Genomic DNA, 16,749 nt, shown 5'->3' with positions numbered 1-16,749 from the left:
TCATAAGAAGCAGCCATTAGCTGCTTCTTATTTCTTTCCTTCTAACAACTCAATAATTCTCTCTTTATATTTTCCTTTTCTTCCATCTTCATAGATTAAATCATGTGGATAGAATAGCTTTTGATCCGTTCTTTTCTTACCTGTAATCGCCTCAACAATATCCGACTCACGTGAAAGCTCTCTAAGCTCTCCGTTTGGCATAAGAAGTAAGATTGGTAGGCGCTCTTCTTCTTCTCCTGCACGATAAAAGTCATACGGTAAGTCTGATGTTGAATCAACTACTAAATAATACTCCGGATCAAGTCCAATCTTTTTAAATAAACTACTTAATTCCATCCAATTATCTAAACCGTGTTTATCTGTAAACTCTACATATTTAAATAGGTTTCGATTCATAAAACGGCGGCATAAATCGCTTAAAATTGAATCTTCTTCTTCCTGCCATACTTGGAAGTAGTAATACATAACGTTCTCGTCTAACTTTAAATAATCCTCTACTGTTACTTCTTCTTCAAATAAAGAATAGAAATGAACAGGATGATTTTTAAATGTATAATACTTCTCGTGCAGTGATTTCGCACGGTGTAAAATCTTCGTTAAAATAACTTCTGCACTTCGCGTTACCGGGTGGAAATATACTTGCCAATACATTTGATAACGACTCATAATGTAATGCTCAACAGCATGCATACCACTATTTTTAATGACTACTTGATTCCCATACGGACGCATTACACGCAGTATACGTTCCATATCGAAGTTTCCGTACTTTACGCCTGTAAAATAAGCATCTCTTAATAAATAATCCATACGATCCGCATCAATTTGGCTCGAAATCATACTAATCGCTAATTTATTAGTAGACGTTTTTGCAATTACATCTGCTACCTTTTGTGGAAACTCCTTATCAACACGACTTAATACATCATTAATCTCCGTATCGCCTACGATAATCTTTTGCGTAAATTTCTCATGATCTAATGAAAATACTTTTTCAAACGAGTGAGAAAATGGGCCGTGACCGACATCATGAAGTAATGCCGCACATAAACATAACAATCTATCTTCAGCATTCCAATTTGGTCTGCCATCAAACACATCATCAATCATACGACGAATAATTTCGTATACACCTAACGAATGAGTAAAGCGACTATGCTCTGCACCGTGAAATGTAAAAAATGTCGTTCCAAGCTGCTTAATACGGCGCAAGCGTTGAAATTCTTTCGTTCCGATTAAATCCCAAATAACACGATCACGCACGTGCACATATTTATGTACTGGGTCTTTAAACACTTTTGTTTCGCTGAGTTTGTCGTTTAAATATACCACTTTCCGACATCCCCCTTTCTTTACTACATTCTTACTTTATATTATAAACGAAATGAGAAACAGAAAGAAATGAAAGACTGTATTAATTCCCTTTATAAAAAGAAAAAATCACCTTTACCGAAGTAAAAGTGATTTCCTTCATACATTATTTACCTAAAACGAATTCAGCAACTTCGTCTAAGATCATATCTTTCCCTAGTGGAAAGTAACCTTTGTTTAAGTCTTCATTTTTAATTGTAAATACGTGGTTATTTTTAACAGCGTTCATGTTTTTCCAAATTGATTCTTCTTGGAATTCTTTTAAGCGCTGAGAACCGTCACCAGTTGTAAATACGAATAAGTAATCTGGGTTGTAATCGATTAAAGCTTCTTTTTGTACTTGTACTAACGGTTTATCAGTTGGTGTACCTTTAACTGCTGGTAGTTTTAAATCATTAAAGATTACGCTACCGTAACCGTAATCACCATATACGCGGAAAGCATTTGGATATGCAGCCATTTTCATAAATGTTGCTTCACCAGTTTTAGCGACGATTTTGTCATGTAATTTGCTTGCTTTTTCATCATACTTTTTGAACCATTCTTTTGTTTCTTTTTCTTTACCGAAGATTTGACCTACTTCTTCGAATTTTGGACGCCATTGATCTAATGGAGTGTTTAACATAACTGTTGGTGCAATTTTAGATAATTGATCATAAATCTTTTCTTGACGATTATTTACAAGAATTAAATCTGGTTTTGCAGCAGCTACTGCTTCGATGTTAATTTTATCGCCCCAAGCAGAACCAACTGGTTTAACGTCTTTTAGTTTCTTTTCAATATGTGCATCAATTTTTTCTTGAGATGTATTAGCAGTAATAACCGGTTTCATACCGAAAATTAATAATTCTTCTGTTGAACCACTAAGGTCAGCAATTTTCTTTGGGTTTGCAGGAATTTTAATTTCCCCTTTTGCATGTTTTACAGTGCGCTCTTCAGTCTTTGCATCTGCTTTCTTTTCTTCTTCTTTGTTAGAACAAGCTGCAAATAGTACAGAAGTCACAACTAGTACCATTGCTAATAGTGCCATTTTAAAATTCTTCATGTTCCCACTCCTTCTAGCTGTATTTATCTTATAAGTTACAATGAACTATAAGAAACAAATATAACAATTAATTAATATATATTTATTAATTGTTGTTAACAACCCATTCTAACGGGCGTTCAACTTCCCATTCTTATATAAGAAGCTCAACGTCCATTAGAAGCCCCCCTCTTTACGAGGGGGTTCTACTTATGCTTTTTTACGCAATTGATTACTAATCATCGCTAAATCATATGTTAAACAAATTGGTTTACAGTTTACTGGACATGGAACGATTTGAGCTTCAATCTCAAATACACTGCGAAGTGTTTCACTTGTCATAACTTCATCTGGCGTTCCTTGTTTCATTAACTTACCTGCTTTTAATGCAATCATATGATCAGAGAAACGAGAAGCATGGTTTAAGTCATGGATAACCATAACAATCGTTCTACCTTCTTCTTCATTTAACTTTTTCAATAAGTTTAATACTTCTAATTGATGAGCCATATCTAAGTACGTTGTTGGTTCATCCAATACAAGTAATTCTGTTCCTTGTGCAAGAGCCATTGCGATCCAAACACGTTGACGTTGACCACCTGATAGCGCTTCTGCTGGACGATTCGCAAATTCTTTCATTCCTGTCACTTCAAGTGCCCAGTTAATGTAGCGATAATCCTCTTCTTTCAACGTGCCAAACCCTTTTTGATGAGGGAATCTTCCATATGACACAAGCTCAAATACAGTAAGACCCGTTGGCACTTCTGCAGTTTGTGGTAAAATCGCCATTTTCTTTGCAATTTCTTTCGTTGGCTGTTTCTCAATTGCTTTTCCGTCAAGATAAACAGTACCTTGCTTTGCCTTCAAAATACGAGACGCCGTTTTTAATAATGTGGACTTCCCACAACCATTTGGTCCAATAATTGTTGTAATTTTCCCTTCCGGAATTTCAACTGTTAAACCATCAATAATTAAACCTTCATTATAGCCAACAGATACCGCATCCACCGCTAAAGTTGCCATACGAAAAGCCTCCCTTTATTTTGTCCTCATAAGTAAATAAATGAAATATGGTGCACCAATTACAGAAATAACAAGACCGACTGGTATTTCTGAAGTTGTTAATACACTTCTTGAAATTACGTCTGCGAATAAAAGTAAAAACGTTCCTATTAGCGCAGCTGTGGGCAACATAATTTGATGTTTACCACCAACAAGGCGCCTTGCTAAATGCGGGGCCATTAAACCAATAAAGCCAATTCCGCCCGCAACAGCAACAGATGCACCTGCTAAACAAACTGCAATAAATAATAATTTACGTCTTTCTTTTTCTACGTTTACACCAAGGCCAACTGCTGTAGAATCGCCTAGGTTCATTACATTTAATATGTGTGCTTTACTTATAGCAAGCGGTAAGAAAATAACCATCCATGGAAGTACACTTAATACGAATTTCCAATCTGTACCCCATAGACTTCCCGCCAGCCAAATCGTAGCAAAACGAAAATCGTTAGATGTCATCTTCATAGAGAAAATTAAACTAACAGCTCCAAATCCAGCTGCAACGGCAATACCGACAAGTATTAATCGAGTCGATGAAACGCCGTCTTTCCATGCTAGTAAATAAATAATTACCGCTGCTAATATCGCTCCAACTAGTGCGAAGAATGGAAGAATGAATACAGATAAAAATGTACCAGTCCCTACTTTCCCGAAGAAGAAGTAGACGAATATAACAACTGTTAATCCCGCTCCAGCATTAATACCTATAATACCTGGATCAGCAAGCGGATTTCGTGATAAACCTTGCAAAATCGCACCTGACATAGCTAAAGCAGATCCGACTAGTATAGCAATTACCATACGCGGCATACGGAATTCAAATAAAATAACAGACTGATCTTCAGCCCCTAGTCCAACCAATGACTTTAATACGTCCATTGGCGGGATTTTAAAAGTTCCTGTATTTAAACTAATAAGAAATATAGAAACGATTAGTCCTACTAAAATCGTTAATATAGAAATGTTCTTTTTTGTTAAGACACTCGTCCTCACATCTTTCCTCTCCCTTCATTACGTGCTAAGTAGAGGAAGAATGGAACCCCAATTAGCGCTGTAATTGCTCCAATTGGCGTTTCAAATGGCGGGTTAATAACGCGAGATAACATATCTGCACATTCAATTAACAGCCCGCCTAAGACCGCAGAACATGGAATAACCCATCTATAGTCCGAGCCTACAAGAAAACGAGTCATATGCGGAATTACAAGACCAACAAATCCAACTGATCCTGCCATGGAAACTGCGGAACCCGTTAAAACAAGAACAAGTACTGTTCCGATAAATTTAATTAATGTCGTATTTTGACCAAGTCCAATTGCAATTTCTTCACCGAAGCTCAAAATTGTAATATATCTCGACATCATAATTGCGATAAAAAGACAAACAAGGCCAATTGGCACTAACATATTAATACTTTGCCATTTCACTCCAGCAACCCCGCCTGCATTCCACATGCTTACCTCTTGGGCAAGATTGAAATACAATGCGATTCCAGATGAAATTGCCCCTAATAAAGCACTAATAGCTGCACCTGCTAAAGCTAATTTCACAGGTGTTAATCCACCTGGTGAAGAAGACCCAATTCCATATACAATGCTTGCACCAAACGCAGCTCCAATAAAAGATGCGATAACAAACATTAAATAAGGTGAATTAGGAAAAAATGCATACATAATTGCAATTCCAAATACAGCCCCATCTGTAATCCCCATTAACGATGGTGAAGCAAGTGGATTTCGCGTCATACCTTGCATAATTGCTCCTGATACCGCTAAAAAGGCACCTGCAACTACGCCCCCTATTGCTCTAGGCATGCGAAGCTCTTGAATTACATTATGATGTGTAATAGATCCATCAAACTGAAATACAGCTTGCCATACAGTCTTTAAACTAATATCTGCAGCCCCAAAAGAAATAGAAACTGCCATGCTTAAAGCTAACAAAACTGTACCCGCTACTAAAATAATAGAAGCGATAAGCGGTCTGCTCTTAATCTCTTTAACATTCTCTTCTTGCTGTTCTATACTGTTTGCGCTCGCTTCCATCCCTCAACCATCCTAACTAACAACATATATTTATTGAAATGAAATTTATTCTCAAATAGTAATAAAAAAATTAGGTGAATTGTTATTTTCCTGATAATGATTATCAGAATCAGACACTTCTATTCTACCTATCGCTTTAAAAGACTGTCAACCATTATTTTGAAATATAAATTTATATAAATTGGAATTTTAATACAAAAGTTGTGTCTATCCTTTAGAAAACGTTCGTCCACACAAGAGTACTTTCGCAGAATAAATTATTCCTCTTATGGGCATAAAAAAGAAGAGTAATCTTTTCACTCTTCTTTTTCTTACTTATTTAACTTTGCTTCAATTTTTGCGATTAACTCATCTTCTGTTGGAGCCGCAACTGGACGGTTATTTACAAATGCGAATGATTTTTTACGACCAGGACCACAGTAAGACTGACATCCAACTTCAATCGTTGCACATGAATCTACTTTTTTTAACTTCGGAACTAACGTTTTAACGTTCGTTGCCTGACAGTCATCGCACACGCGAAACTCGTTTCCCATTATATAACACTTCCTCTATTTTAAACTTTTCTCAAGTACGTTTAAAAATAAACACTAAATGGTATTTTACCGCTCTTTGAAGCTCGTTGCAAGTTTCCCTACAAAGCCTATTCTCTACATAATGCTACATATTTTATATGCTCTCCTACAGAAGTACTCACCATTCATGGGAAAATTTTTACCTTTCATCGAAATCTACCATATTTTTAAAAGCTTTGTATAAAAGTTTATTTTTTTGCCCATTATAAAAATAGGAAGTTCATAAAAAGAAAGGGAGTTGAATCTATGAAAGTAAGACAAGATGCTTGGACAGATGAGGATGATTTATTACTTGCTGAAACGGTACTTCGTCATGTTAGAGAAGGAAGTACGCAATTAAATGCATTTGAGGAAGTAGGGGATCAGTTAAATCGTACATCTGCTGCTTGTGGTTTCCGCTGGAATGCTGTTGTTCGCTATAGCTATGAACAAGCTCTTCAACTAGCAAAAAAACATCGTAAAGATAAAATGCGTGCTGCAAGCGGTGAACAAGCGAAAAAACGTTTACTTTATACACCACCAGCTTCAGATTCGATAACTGATTATGAAGAATTAGTACAAGAAGAATCAATCGTACAATATAAAGAAGCTATTCCATATCAAGAATCTACTGCTCCTGCTGCAAGAAGCTCTATGACAATGCAAGATGTTATTTATTTTTTACAAACAGTCGGATCTTCAAATATAAAAGTGAAAGCTCTTGAAAACGAGAATACGAGATTGAAACAAGAAATTAAAGCACAAATCCTTCGGAATGAGGAACTAGAAAAGAAACTAGAAAAATTAGAAAAGCAATCTCATACTGTACAAGAAGATTACGAAACACTTATGAACATTATGAACCGAGCTCGTAAATTGGCAGTCATGGATGACGAAGAACGTTCTCAAACATCTTTCCGAATGGACCGAAACGGTAATTTAGAAAAAATTGCAGAATAAAAAGGATGCATGTAATGCATCCTTTTTATTATTTCACCTCTAAGCTCCCCCTTTATATGTGAGAAAACTCCATTCTTCATTTTTTGCTATAATAGAGATTGTCATTTTAAAGATAAGGGGTTAGTTATATGAGCAGTTCCCGTTCCATTTTATCTCAGCCAGAGTGGCGCATTGTAGATCAATCTAGTTTGGGACCAACATTCCATGCACTTCAGTCATTCGCAATGGATGACACATTATGCACAAGCATTGGAAATGGCAAGTCAGCCGCAACAATGCGTTCTTGGGTTCATCACAATACAATTGTCCTTGGCATTCAAGATTCACGCCTTCCGCATTTAGAAGAAGGTATTTCTTTTTTAAAACAAAACAACTTCAATGTTATTGTCCGTAATTCTGGCGGGCTTGCGGTCGTGCTTGATGAAGGTGTTTTAAACGTATCACTTTTATTCCAAGAAACAGAAAAAGGTATCGATATTGACCTTGGATACGATACAATGTGGCATTTGATTAAGGAGATGTTAAAGGATTACGACGTTACTATCGAGGCAAAAGAAATTGTCGGCTCTTACTGTCCTGGTAGTTATGACTTAAGTATTCGCGATCAAAAATTCGCTGGTATTTCACAACGTCGTATTCGCGGAGGTGTCGCTGTCCAAATCTATCTCTGCGCTACCGGAAGTGGCTCTGAGCGTGCCGCACTCGTTCGTGATTTCTACAACCTAGCAATTCAAGGGGAAGAAACACGCTTTACGTACCCTGAAATTGTACCAAGTACGATGGCCTCACTCTCAGAATTACTTGGTGAAACCATTACAGTACAAGATTTAATGATGCGTCTTTTAAAAACATTGCAGCAATTCGCTCCAAAGTTAACACCATCTCAATTAACAATAGATGAGATTTCTTTATATGAGACGAATTTACAACGTATTATTGATCGTAATAATAAAGCACTTGGTTTAGAAAAATAAAGACCGTCGCTATAATAGCGACGGTCTTTATTTCAATTCATTATAGAATTAAAGTGCTTGAGCTGCTGTAATTAAAGCTAACTTGTACACTTCTTCTTCGTTACATCCACGAGATAGGTCATTTACAGGCATGTTTAAGCCTTGTAAGATTGGTCCTACTGCTTCGAAGTTACCTAAACGTTGAGCGATTTTGTAGCCGATATTACCAGCTTCTAAGCTTGGGAATACGAATACGTTAGCATCACCTTTAATTGTAGAACCTGGAGCTTTTTTCTCAGCTACAGATGGTACGAATGCAGCATCGAATTGGAATTCTCCATCTAAAGTTAACTCAGGAGCTATTTCTTTTGCAATGCGAGTTGCTTCTACAACTTTTTCTGTTTCTGGAGATTTCGCAGAACCTTTTGTAGAGAAGCTTAACATAGCAACGCGTGGATCAATGCCGAATAACTCAGCAGTTTTCGCACTTTCGATACCGATTTCAGCTAAATCTTGGCTGTTTGGTGCAATGTTAATTGCGCAATCAGCGAATACATATTTCTCTTCTTCACGTACCATGATGAATACGCCAGAAGTTTTTGTAACGCCTGGTTTTGTTTTAATAATTTGAAGTGCTGGACGAACTGTATCAGCTGTAGAGTGAGCTGCACCACTTACTAGACCGTGTGCTTTGCCCATGTATACAAGCATTGTACCGAAGTAGTTTTCGTCTTTAAGGATTTTGCGAGCGTCTTCTTCAGTTGCTTTACCTTTACGGCGTTCAACGAAAGATGCTACCATTGCATCCATTTCTTCGTATGTAGCTGGGTCGTAAATATCAACGCCTGCTAATGTTAAATTCATGCTAGCAGCTTTTGCGCTAATTTCTTCTCTATTACCAACTAAGATTGGTTTTACTAACTCTTCTTTTGCTAAACGCTCTGCAGCGCCTAAAATTCTTTCATCAGTTCCTTCAGGAAGTACGATAGAAATGCCTTTTCCTTGAACTTTTTCTTTTACTGTTGTAAATAAGTTGCTCACGAATAAACCCTCCTACATATGTTAAAAAAACTCTATCTTTAAGAATACTGCTTTTCTTCTATATTTTAAACTTATAGCTCCCAAAAAATAGATAAAATAAAAATGATTATATTTTCATAAAATTCAGCCGTTAAATTCACCTTGCTTAAACACTTAAATGTGACAATTTTATGCGCCAAGGTTTTATATAGATGATTTTAAAACTATATATGCTATAGTTAACGTGTAAAACTATCATTAACTGAGGTGAATAGAATGAGTGAAGCAACAACAACGTTAGATGGCTGGTATTGTTTACATGATTTACGTTCTATTGATTGGGCTGCATGGAAAACATTATCTAGCGACGAACGCGGACAAGCAGTGTCTGAATTTTTAAATGTCGTTGAAAAATGGAACGAAGTAGCTACTGCGAAAAAAGGTAGTCACGCAATGTATACAGTTGTTGGCCAAAAAGCTGATATTATGCTTATGATTTTACGTCCAACAATGGAAGAGTTAAATGAAATTGAGACAGAATTGAATAAAACAACTTTAGCTGAATATATGGTTCCTGCATATTCTTACGTATCTGTTGTTGAATTAAGCAACTATCTTCCAGCTGATGAGGATCCATACCAAAACCCACAAATTTTAGCTCGCTTATATCCTGAATTGCCGAAAGCAAATCATATTTGCTTCTATCCAATGGATAAGCGTCGCCAAGGTGATGACAACTGGTACATGCTTCCTATGGAAGAGCGTAAAAAAATGATGTACAGTCATAGTAAAATTGGCCGTCAATACGCAGGTAAAGTACGCCAAGTGATTTCAGGATCTGTTGGATTCGACGATTTCGAATGGGGCGTAACATTATTCGCTGACGATGTTCTTCAATTTAAAAAACTTATATATGAAATGCGCTTCGATGAAGTAAGTGCTCGTTATGGTGAATTTGGAACATTCTTCGTTGGAAACATTTTACCAGACGAAAAAGTAGAGAAATTTTTACACATATAAATGGTGAAAAGGAACGAAATTCGTTCCTTTTTTTATTCTTCTCTATATTTATCCTCAAAAATCCCCTTTTTTCTGCACTTTTGAAGAAAAACCGACATTTTTTCAAATTTATTGTAAAATTGTAACCTTTTTATATGTAAAGATATGCTAAAATGATACGAGCTATATGCTAAATAACGATGCGAAGGTGATAATCTATATGAAAAAAATTTTGTCTATTTTACTATTGCTTGTATTGTCAATTTCTTCCTTAGGAGTAACAACATCCCATGCGGAAGAAAAAATACATATTGAGGCAGCCGCTGCACTTTTATTTGATGCAGATACAGGAAAAATACTTCACGAGCAAAATCCCGATGAATTGCTAGCTATTGCTAGTATGTCGAAATTAATTGTTGTTTACGCTGTTTTAGAAGCAATTAAAGAAGGGAAAATCACATGGGATACGAAAGTAAATATTTCTGATTACGCTTATGAAGTCTCTCGTAATAATGAATTCTCTAATGTACCGTTCGAAAAAGGACGTCAATATACTGTAAAAGAATTATATCATTCTATTGTTATATTCTCTGCAAATGGATCTAGTATCGCTTTAGCAGAACTTCTTGCAGGAAGTGAGAAAAACTTCTTAAATCTTGCAAATGAACATGCTAAAAAGCTAGGATTAAAGAAATATAAATTTGTAAACGCTACGGGCTTAAATAACGCTGACTTAAAAGGAAAACATCCTGAGGGTACTGATCCAAATGCAGAAAACTCTATGTCAGCTCGTGATATGGGTATGCTTTCAAAAGCAATGATTACAAAGTATCCAGAAATGCTAGAGGATACAAAACAAAGATTTAGAAACTTCCCAGACAATCACCCAAAACCAATTCGTATGGAAAACTGGAATTGGATGTTACCAGGAGCTGCTTTCGCTTATGAAGGTACTGATGGTTTAAAAACTGGAAGTTCTGATACAGCTGGATACGGATTTACTATTACTGCTAAACGTGGTGATGTACGTCTTATCTCGGTTATTATTAAAACAAAATCAATGGATGAACGTTTCACAGAATCTCGTGAATTAATCGAATACGGATTTAATAACTTTGAAAAACAAAAACTAAAAGTTAATAAGAACAATACAATCTCTGTAGTAAAAGGGAAAGAAGACCAAGTAACTGTTGCACCCGAAAAAGAAATAACAGTAATTGCGAAAAAAGGTAGCAAAGAACCTTATAAAATTGGGACTGAATTAGATAAATCTCTTGCTGAAGATGGACATTTAGTTGCTCCTATTAAGAAAGATGCCAAAGTAGGCTCAATTACTTTAGAATCAACTGATAAATATGGTTTCTTAGACGGTAGTAAAAGTATGAAAGTTACTGCAAAAACGACAGAGGAAGTTGAAAAAGCAAATTGGTTTGTGTTAACAATGCGCTCTATTGGTGATTTCTTCTCAAACTTATGGTCTAAAGTTTTTTAATAAAAAAGCTGGCTCACGCTAGCTTTTTTTATTTTCCGCTCTCAATGTAAAACTTCGTTTGGTTGTCATATCTGAGCCCTTTTCCTCATACGTATGAACTAGTAATTGTTACACACTTCATCTAGAGATAAACCTCTTTCCAAAAGGTATTCCAAAAAGAGAGGTGACACATAATGGGAGTTATTGCTTATAACGAAGAAGATGTAAAGTTGTTAGCTAGACTGATGCGTGCTGAAGCCGAAGGAGAAGGACAACAAGGAATGTTAATGGTCGGAAACGTTGGGGTAAATCGTGTCCGCGGAAATTGTTTAGACTTTAAAAGCATTCGTAATTTACGTCAAATGGTTTATCAAAACCCCGGCGGTTTTGAAGCAACGCAAAAAGGATACTTTTATCAACGGGCACGTGAACAAGATATTGCCCTAGCGAGACGGACCATTCAAGGGCAACGTTTTTGGCCTGCTAACTTTGCCTTATGGTTCTTTAGACCTGAAGGGGCATGTCCACCAACTTGGTATAACCAACAAAACTCTGGTCGCTTTAAAAAGCACTGCTTCTTCCAGCCATCTGCTGGAGACTGCCCTAGCGTATATTAAGGAATAAAAATGAGGAGGGATTTTTGAATGGCACAGCAACAAAATCCGTACTATGGAACAGGTTTTTATCAACCATCTGGAACTTATGTACAACCGCAACAAATGACTCAACAACAGCAGCAAGCGATGCAACAACAAACAGCTCAAGCTGCGCAAGCTCAATATGCAATTTCTCAAGGCATGTTACCTCTAGAGCAATCCTATATTGAAAATATCCTTCGTTTAAACAAAGGTAAGCAAGCTACGGTTGTAATGACTTATGAACGTGGCAGTTCCCTTGGTACACAATCTTATACAGGTATTATTGAAGCAGCTGGCCGTGACCATATTGTTATTAGTGAACCGCAATCAGGAAAACGCTATTTACTACTAATGATCTACTTAGATTACGTAGAGTTTCCAGAAGAAATTACGTATTTACCTAGTCAACAAGCAACTTATACTCCAAGACCATAAAAAAAGCTGGCAAATGCCAGCTTTTGTTTTTTTATAATCCTTTTACAACTGCAGTCCCTACTAGAATCCACGCCACTATAAACGCTACACCACCAAGAGGTGTAATTGGACCAAAGAACTTAATGCCTGTCGTACTTAATGCATACAAACTACCTGAGAACATAATAATTCCAGCTACCATTAGCCAACCAGCAGTAGTTAAAAGTGATGATTGAACCTTATCCATCAATAAAGCAACTACGAATAGTCCACCTGCATGAAACATTTGATATGTAACGCCTGTTTTCCAAACTTCTAACATTTTTGCAGAAATTTTATTTTCTAAACCGTGTGCTCCAAAGGCCCCTAACGCAACAGATAGCCCTGCTGCAATACAACCTAGTAAAAAGAAAATTTTCATCTTAATTCCCCTTTTTTACCTTTATCATAAGCAATTTTTGCATATAAGCCAAACGATTTATCTTCTAAAAATCAAATAAAGAATTACCGTTTGCATCACTTTCTTTTATATATACTGGCTCCCCAGAAACAGGTGCAATTGGTTGCATAGTTGTTACTGGTTGTGATCCAATTACTTGCGATTGAATTTTCGGTTCTCTATATGTAGATGTTTCAACTTGTTCATCTAATAATAAGTCACATAAAGCACGCACAACTAATAAATGTTCTTTTGACTTTTGTCCTTCACTACTTTTTGCCTTCGCAATTTCATTCGCCATTTTATTTAAAATCTTGTCGCTAGATATTTGCATTCCTTATCACCTCGTACTTTGTAATTCTTTCTCGAATTGTCCCAATTTTTCTACTGAACCAAATACTATTATCATATCACGTTCTTTCAATTTTTCCTGCCCTGTCGGATTATGTATAATATTCCCATTTCTTGAAATCGCTAATATTGTTACATCAAACTGATTCCTTACATTACTCTCTAGTAACGATTTACCAACCAATATTGAATCTTTTCCAACTAGAATTTCTTCAATGACAAATGACTGTTCTACTCCATACAACACTGTATCAATATAATGAACAGTTAATGGATTTGCAATACCTTTTGCGATATGAATACCCGCCATACTAGATGGATTAATAACCTTATTTGCACCAGCACGCCTTAATTTCTCTTCAGTTTCTGGCTTTTCAGATCTCGCCACAATTTTAATCGTATCGTTTAACCCTCTTGCTGTTAATGTAATAAATACATTTTCGGCATCATTTGCAACAATAGCAACTAAACCAGCTGCTTTTAAAATTCCGGCATTATGTAATACTTGATCTTCCGTTGCATCTCCATGTACAAATAAAAGCTTTTCCTGCTCCAATATACTTTCATCTTTATCAACAACGACAAATGGAATATTCTTTTCTTGCAATTCATGTACAACTTGAAGCCCCACTCTACCGCAACCACATACTATAATATGATTTTTCAACTGCGCTATTTGTTTATCCATCTTCTTCCTCCGTACTGCATGAAATAAATTCCCTTCAATAATCATAGCTGCCACTACCCCAATTGCATACGTAACAATACCTACGCCAACAGGAATAATAAGAAGCGCAAATACTTTCCCCGCTTGCGTTACAGGAACGGCATCTCCGTATCCAACAGTCAATACAGTAATCATTGTCATCCAAAATGCTTGAAACAAACTAATCTCTTCAATCGTCATAAATCCTATCGTTCCTAGAATTACAACAAAAGTCATACATATAACTGCTATCCATAATTGCTTACGTGCATTCATACTGTGTTTCAACTCTTTTCTCTATCTACAATCTTTGCCAGTGGAAATAAAATACGTATATACTAGATACGGAATCTATGAAAGAGGTTGATATAATGAAGACATTTCTTTCCGCCTTACAATGGGCACTATTTATTTTAGCTGGAAGCCTTATTGTACCAATTAGTGTCGCAACTAGTTATGGTCTTAATGGCGCTGAAGCCATCGCATTTGTACAAAGAACATTATTTGTTCTAGGTTTTGCTGGTCTCTTGCAAGCTATATTTGGGCATAAACTTCCTATTCAAGAAGGTCCTGCTGGCCTTTGGTGGGGAATTTTCTCTCTTTACGCAAGTTTAGGCGTCGTACTATTTGGATCAAATAATGAGACACTTAAAGTTCTTCAATATGCTTTCTTATTAAGTGGTATTATTTGTATTATTCTTAGCGTTTTTGGACTTATTGATAAACTCGTTCGCTATTTTACACCGACAGTCATTGGAACGTATTTATTTCTTCTTGTCGCGCAGCTTAGTGGCTCCTTCTTAAAGGGAATGTTTGGCCTTGATGGGAAACATACAGAAGTACAACCTAACGTATTTATTCTTTCACTCATTGTTATTTTACTATCCTTTTTCATCATGAAGCTACCTATTATTGGACAATATTCCGTTCTTTTCAGTATCGTATGCGGCTGGATATTATTCGCATGCTTCGGATTATCTAATCCAATAACACCAGTGACAGACATAATCCGTTTTCCATCCTTATTTGTTTTCGGAATGCCTCGTGTTGAATGGAACATGGTAATTACGGTCATTTTCGTTACGCTCTTACTTCTAACAAATATGTTAGCAAGTATTCGCGTTGTACAAAAGGTTGTCTCTAAATATGAAGAAAACGCTGCATCAGATCGTTTTAAACAAGCTGGCATTATAACAGGAATCAACCAATTGCTAGGCGGCCTATTTTCAGCTATTGGGCCTGTCGCTATTTCTGGATCAGCAGGTTTTATTGCAACGACTAATATTTATAAACGTCTCCCGTTTATATTAGGGTCAAGCTTTATTATTGTCGTTAGTATATTTCCAAAGATTACTTCATTCTTTGCAGCAATCCCTGTTGCAGTTGGTTATGCCGCTATTTATCCTGTATTCGCAAGCATGATTGGCCTCGCCTTTCGAGAATACGAAACTGTCCAGGATAAAGAACGATTATTTAAAGTAGCCGGTCTTTCAATCTTTACAGGAGTCGGAGTTATGTTTGTTCCAGCAGGAGCATATTCCACACTTCCACCATTTCTAGCATCGTTTTTAAGTAATGGTCTCGTTCTTGGATCTGTAATGGCAATCTTGCTAGAAATACTATTTTCTCGTTCCACAGCAAAACAAATATCTTAAATTGGAAAACTTCCATTATTGCACTCTACCTTTAGAGTTGTTACGATAAAATCAAACTTTAATCATTGGGGTTTTATTCATCCCCAATGATTATTAACCAATATTATGAGCAACACACTCATAATAATTTATCTACTTCTTTTCAAAGAGGTTTGATGTCTTACTATTATTCCTCAATCTCTTCATGAACATGTATTTTGATTTCAATTAAAGAAAGGAATTTTCTATATGACTTATAAAATGATTGTTTTAGATTTAGATGATACTTTATTACGTGATGACCATACTATTTCACCTCGTACGAAAGAAGCGTTAATGACTGCACAAGAGCAAGGCGTAAAGGTTGTACTTGCTTCTGGACGTCCAACGTTCGGTATGCGCAATGTAGCGAAAGAACTTCGTTTAGAAGAATACGGCAGTTTCATTTTATCTTTTAATGGTGCAAAAATTATTAACTGTAAAACAAACGAAGAAATCTTTAGTAGTACACTATCTCCTGAAATCGTTCACAACCTATTTGAAATTAGTAAAACTGAAGATGTATGGATTCATACTTATATGGGCGATGATATCGTAACGGAAGAAAATAATCCTTATACTGAAATTGAGGGCGATATTACTGGTATGCCAATTATTGTAGTAGATGACTTTAAAGCTGCAGTTAAAGAGCCCGTAGTAAAAGTATTAATGAATAAAGAAGCTGAACGCCTTGTTGAAGTTGAAAAGAAACTACAAAAACAGCTAGAAGGCCAATTAAGCGTGATGCGTTCGAAACCATTCTTCTTAGAATTTACTGAAGCTGGTGTTACAAAAGGAACGAGCTTAAACAAACTGATCCAAAAGCTTGGCATTAAGCGTGAAGAAGTTATCGCAATGGGCGATAGCTATAACGACCAAGCGATGATTGAATTTGCTGGTCTTGGCGTTGCAATGGGCAATGCACCTGATGATATTAAAGAAATTGCAAACTACGTAACAGATACAAATATGAACGATGGTGTTGCAAAAGTTGTAGAGAAATTCGTTTTAAAAACGGATGTACTTGTTTAATATTTTCATTCACAAAACCTATTTGAAGTCAAATACT

Annotated in this window: 18 protein-coding genes; 8 read left to right on the top strand and 10 right to left on the bottom strand. The window is 36.2% G+C overall.

Features of this window, described 5'->3' with window-relative positions:
- Positions 1 to 27 precede the first annotated feature (27 nt).
- From HMPREF1014_RS21260 to HMPREF1014_RS21235, 6 genes are all read right to left on the bottom strand, one after another.
- Positions 28 to 1,332, bottom strand: coding sequence for an HD domain-containing protein (locus HMPREF1014_RS21260; protein ID WP_000262731.1), 1,305 nt, complete (start codon positions 1,330 to 1,332; stop codon positions 28 to 30).
- Between the two features lie 145 nt (positions 1,333 to 1,477).
- Positions 1,478 to 2,416, bottom strand: coding sequence for an ABC transporter substrate-binding protein (locus HMPREF1014_RS21255; protein ID WP_000787724.1), 939 nt, complete (start codon positions 2,414 to 2,416; stop codon positions 1,478 to 1,480).
- A gap of 189 nt (positions 2,417 to 2,605) precedes the next feature.
- Complete coding sequence (locus tag HMPREF1014_RS21250; protein WP_000212069.1) at positions 2,606 to 3,418, bottom strand: ABC transporter ATP-binding protein; 813 nt, start codon at positions 3,416 to 3,418, stop codon at positions 2,606 to 2,608.
- 15 nt (positions 3,419 to 3,433) lie between these two features.
- On the bottom strand, positions 3,434 to 4,450 hold the full coding sequence (locus tag HMPREF1014_RS21245; protein ID WP_001260757.1) for a FecCD family ABC transporter permease: 1,017 nt from the start codon (positions 4,448 to 4,450) through the stop codon (positions 3,434 to 3,436).
- Entirely contained in the window at positions 4,447 to 5,502 is a 1,056-nt protein-coding gene (locus HMPREF1014_RS21240) for a FecCD family ABC transporter permease (RefSeq protein ID WP_000388273.1), read from the bottom strand. Before HMPREF1014_RS21240 ends, HMPREF1014_RS21245 begins: the two co-directional genes overlap by 4 nt.
- 311 nt (positions 5,503 to 5,813) lie before the next feature.
- On the bottom strand, positions 5,814 to 6,038 hold the full coding sequence (locus HMPREF1014_RS21235) for a YuzB family protein (protein ID WP_000526078.1): 225 nt from the start codon (positions 6,036 to 6,038) through the stop codon (positions 5,814 to 5,816).
- Positions 6,039 to 6,323: 285 nt separating this feature from the next.
- Here HMPREF1014_RS21235 and HMPREF1014_RS21230 point away from each other — a divergent pair, with 285 nt between their 5' ends.
- Both HMPREF1014_RS21230 and lipL read left to right on the top strand, forming a co-directional pair.
- Entirely contained in the window at positions 6,324 to 7,016 is a 693-nt protein-coding gene (locus tag HMPREF1014_RS21230; RefSeq protein ID WP_000868356.1) for an RsfA family transcriptional regulator, read from the top strand.
- A gap of 128 nt (positions 7,017 to 7,144) precedes the next feature.
- On the top strand, positions 7,145 to 7,990 hold the full coding sequence (lipL, locus tag HMPREF1014_RS21225; RefSeq protein ID WP_000099311.1) for an octanoyl-[GcvH]:protein N-octanoyltransferase: 846 nt from the start codon (positions 7,145 to 7,147) through the stop codon (positions 7,988 to 7,990).
- Between the two features lie 48 nt (positions 7,991 to 8,038).
- Here the strand turns inward: lipL and pta are convergent, their stop codons facing one another.
- Entirely contained in the window at positions 8,039 to 9,010 is a 972-nt protein-coding gene (gene pta / locus HMPREF1014_RS21220; protein WP_000067224.1) for a phosphate acetyltransferase, read from the bottom strand.
- A 255-nt stretch (positions 9,011 to 9,265) separates the two neighbouring features.
- Between pta and hemQ the strand changes: the two genes are divergently transcribed.
- The 4 genes from hemQ (at position 9,266) to gerQ (ending at position 12,532) form a co-directional block, all read left to right on the top strand.
- Positions 9,266 to 10,009: a hydrogen peroxide-dependent heme synthase gene (hemQ, locus tag HMPREF1014_RS21215; RefSeq protein ID WP_001287595.1), complete on the top strand. Its 744-nt coding sequence runs from the start codon at positions 9,266 to 9,268 to the stop codon at positions 10,007 to 10,009.
- Between the two features lie 199 nt (positions 10,010 to 10,208).
- Positions 10,209 to 11,480 (top strand): serine hydrolase, encoded by a 1,272-nt coding sequence (locus HMPREF1014_RS21210; protein ID WP_000722867.1) that lies wholly within the window; start codon positions 10,209 to 10,211, stop codon positions 11,478 to 11,480.
- Between the two features lie 173 nt (positions 11,481 to 11,653).
- Positions 11,654 to 12,076 (top strand): cell wall hydrolase CwlJ, encoded by a 423-nt coding sequence (gene cwlJ, locus HMPREF1014_RS21205; protein ID WP_000538167.1) that lies wholly within the window; start codon positions 11,654 to 11,656, stop codon positions 12,074 to 12,076.
- A 27-nt stretch (positions 12,077 to 12,103) separates the two neighbouring features.
- Positions 12,104 to 12,532, top strand: coding sequence for a spore coat protein GerQ (gerQ, locus tag HMPREF1014_RS21200; RefSeq protein ID WP_000068652.1), 429 nt, complete (start codon positions 12,104 to 12,106; stop codon positions 12,530 to 12,532).
- Between the two features lie 31 nt (positions 12,533 to 12,563).
- On the opposite strand, the gene HMPREF1014_RS21195 is transcribed toward gerQ, so the two are convergent.
- From HMPREF1014_RS21195 to HMPREF1014_RS21185, 3 genes are all read right to left on the bottom strand, one after another.
- Positions 12,564 to 12,932, bottom strand: coding sequence for a DUF423 domain-containing protein (locus tag HMPREF1014_RS21195; protein ID WP_000688315.1), 369 nt, complete (start codon positions 12,930 to 12,932; stop codon positions 12,564 to 12,566).
- A gap of 64 nt (positions 12,933 to 12,996) precedes the next feature.
- Positions 12,997 to 13,284 carry a YwdI family protein gene (locus HMPREF1014_RS21190; protein WP_001167349.1) on the bottom strand — a complete coding sequence of 96 codons (288 nt, stop codon included), beginning with the start codon at positions 13,282 to 13,284 and terminating at the stop codon, positions 12,997 to 12,999.
- A gap of 6 nt (positions 13,285 to 13,290) precedes the next feature.
- A complete protein-coding gene (locus HMPREF1014_RS21185; RefSeq protein WP_000993984.1) occupies positions 13,291 to 14,283 on the bottom strand; it encodes a potassium channel family protein in 993 nt (330 codons plus the stop codon).
- 95 nt (positions 14,284 to 14,378) lie between these two features.
- Between HMPREF1014_RS21185 and HMPREF1014_RS21180 the strand changes: the two genes are divergently transcribed.
- Positions 14,379 to 15,662, top strand: a complete 1,284-nt coding sequence (locus HMPREF1014_RS21180; protein ID WP_000847044.1) for a purine/pyrimidine permease — start codon at positions 14,379 to 14,381, stop codon at positions 15,660 to 15,662.
- A gap of 228 nt (positions 15,663 to 15,890) precedes the next feature.
- Entirely contained in the window at positions 15,891 to 16,712 is an 822-nt protein-coding gene (locus HMPREF1014_RS21175) for a Cof-type HAD-IIB family hydrolase (protein ID WP_000221381.1), read from the top strand.
- Positions 16,713 to 16,749 lie beyond the last annotated feature (37 nt).

The organism is Bacillus sp. 7_6_55CFAA_CT2, from assembly GCF_000238655.1.
Taxonomy (GTDB): domain Bacteria; phylum Bacillota; class Bacilli; order Bacillales; family Bacillaceae_G; genus Bacillus_A; species Bacillus_A cereus.
This window is presented reverse-complemented; position numbering and strand designations above follow the sequence as displayed.

Bases quoted from the DNA above. Each gene is read 5' to 3' on its own strand.
- HMPREF1014_RS21235 (WP_000526078.1), bottom strand. From the start codon at position 6,038: ATGGGAAACGAGTTTCGCGTGTGCGATGACTGTCAGGCAACGAACGTT.
- HMPREF1014_RS21240 (WP_000388273.1), bottom strand. From the start codon at position 5,502: ATGGAAGCGAGCGCAAACAGTATAGAACAGCAAGAAGAGAATGTTAAA.
- HMPREF1014_RS21175 (WP_000221381.1), top strand. From the start codon at position 15,891: ATGACTTATAAAATGATTGTTTTAGATTTAGATGATACTTTATTACGT.
- gerQ (WP_000068652.1), top strand. From the start codon at position 12,104: ATGGCACAGCAACAAAATCCGTACTATGGAACAGGTTTTTATCAACCA.
- HMPREF1014_RS21255 (WP_000787724.1), bottom strand. From the start codon at position 2,416: ATGAAGAATTTTAAAATGGCACTATTAGCAATGGTACTAGTTGTGACT.
- HMPREF1014_RS21195 (WP_000688315.1), bottom strand. From the start codon at position 12,932: ATGAAAATTTTCTTTTTACTAGGTTGTATTGCAGCAGGGCTATCTGTT.
- HMPREF1014_RS21230 (WP_000868356.1), top strand. From the start codon at position 6,324: ATGAAAGTAAGACAAGATGCTTGGACAGATGAGGATGATTTATTACTT.
- HMPREF1014_RS21210 (WP_000722867.1), top strand. From the start codon at position 10,209: ATGAAAAAAATTTTGTCTATTTTACTATTGCTTGTATTGTCAATTTCT.
- HMPREF1014_RS21190 (WP_001167349.1), bottom strand. From the start codon at position 13,284: ATGCAAATATCTAGCGACAAGATTTTAAATAAAATGGCGAATGAAATT.
- HMPREF1014_RS21250 (WP_000212069.1), bottom strand. From the start codon at position 3,418: ATGGCAACTTTAGCGGTGGATGCGGTATCTGTTGGCTATAATGAAGGT.
- HMPREF1014_RS21180 (WP_000847044.1), top strand. From the start codon at position 14,379: ATGAAGACATTTCTTTCCGCCTTACAATGGGCACTATTTATTTTAGCT.
- lipL (WP_000099311.1), top strand. From the start codon at position 7,145: ATGAGCAGTTCCCGTTCCATTTTATCTCAGCCAGAGTGGCGCATTGTA.
- HMPREF1014_RS21185 (WP_000993984.1), bottom strand. From the start codon at position 14,283: ATGAATGCACGTAAGCAATTATGGATAGCAGTTATATGTATGACTTTT.
- hemQ (WP_001287595.1), top strand. From the start codon at position 9,266: ATGAGTGAAGCAACAACAACGTTAGATGGCTGGTATTGTTTACATGAT.
- cwlJ (WP_000538167.1), top strand. From the start codon at position 11,654: ATGGGAGTTATTGCTTATAACGAAGAAGATGTAAAGTTGTTAGCTAGA.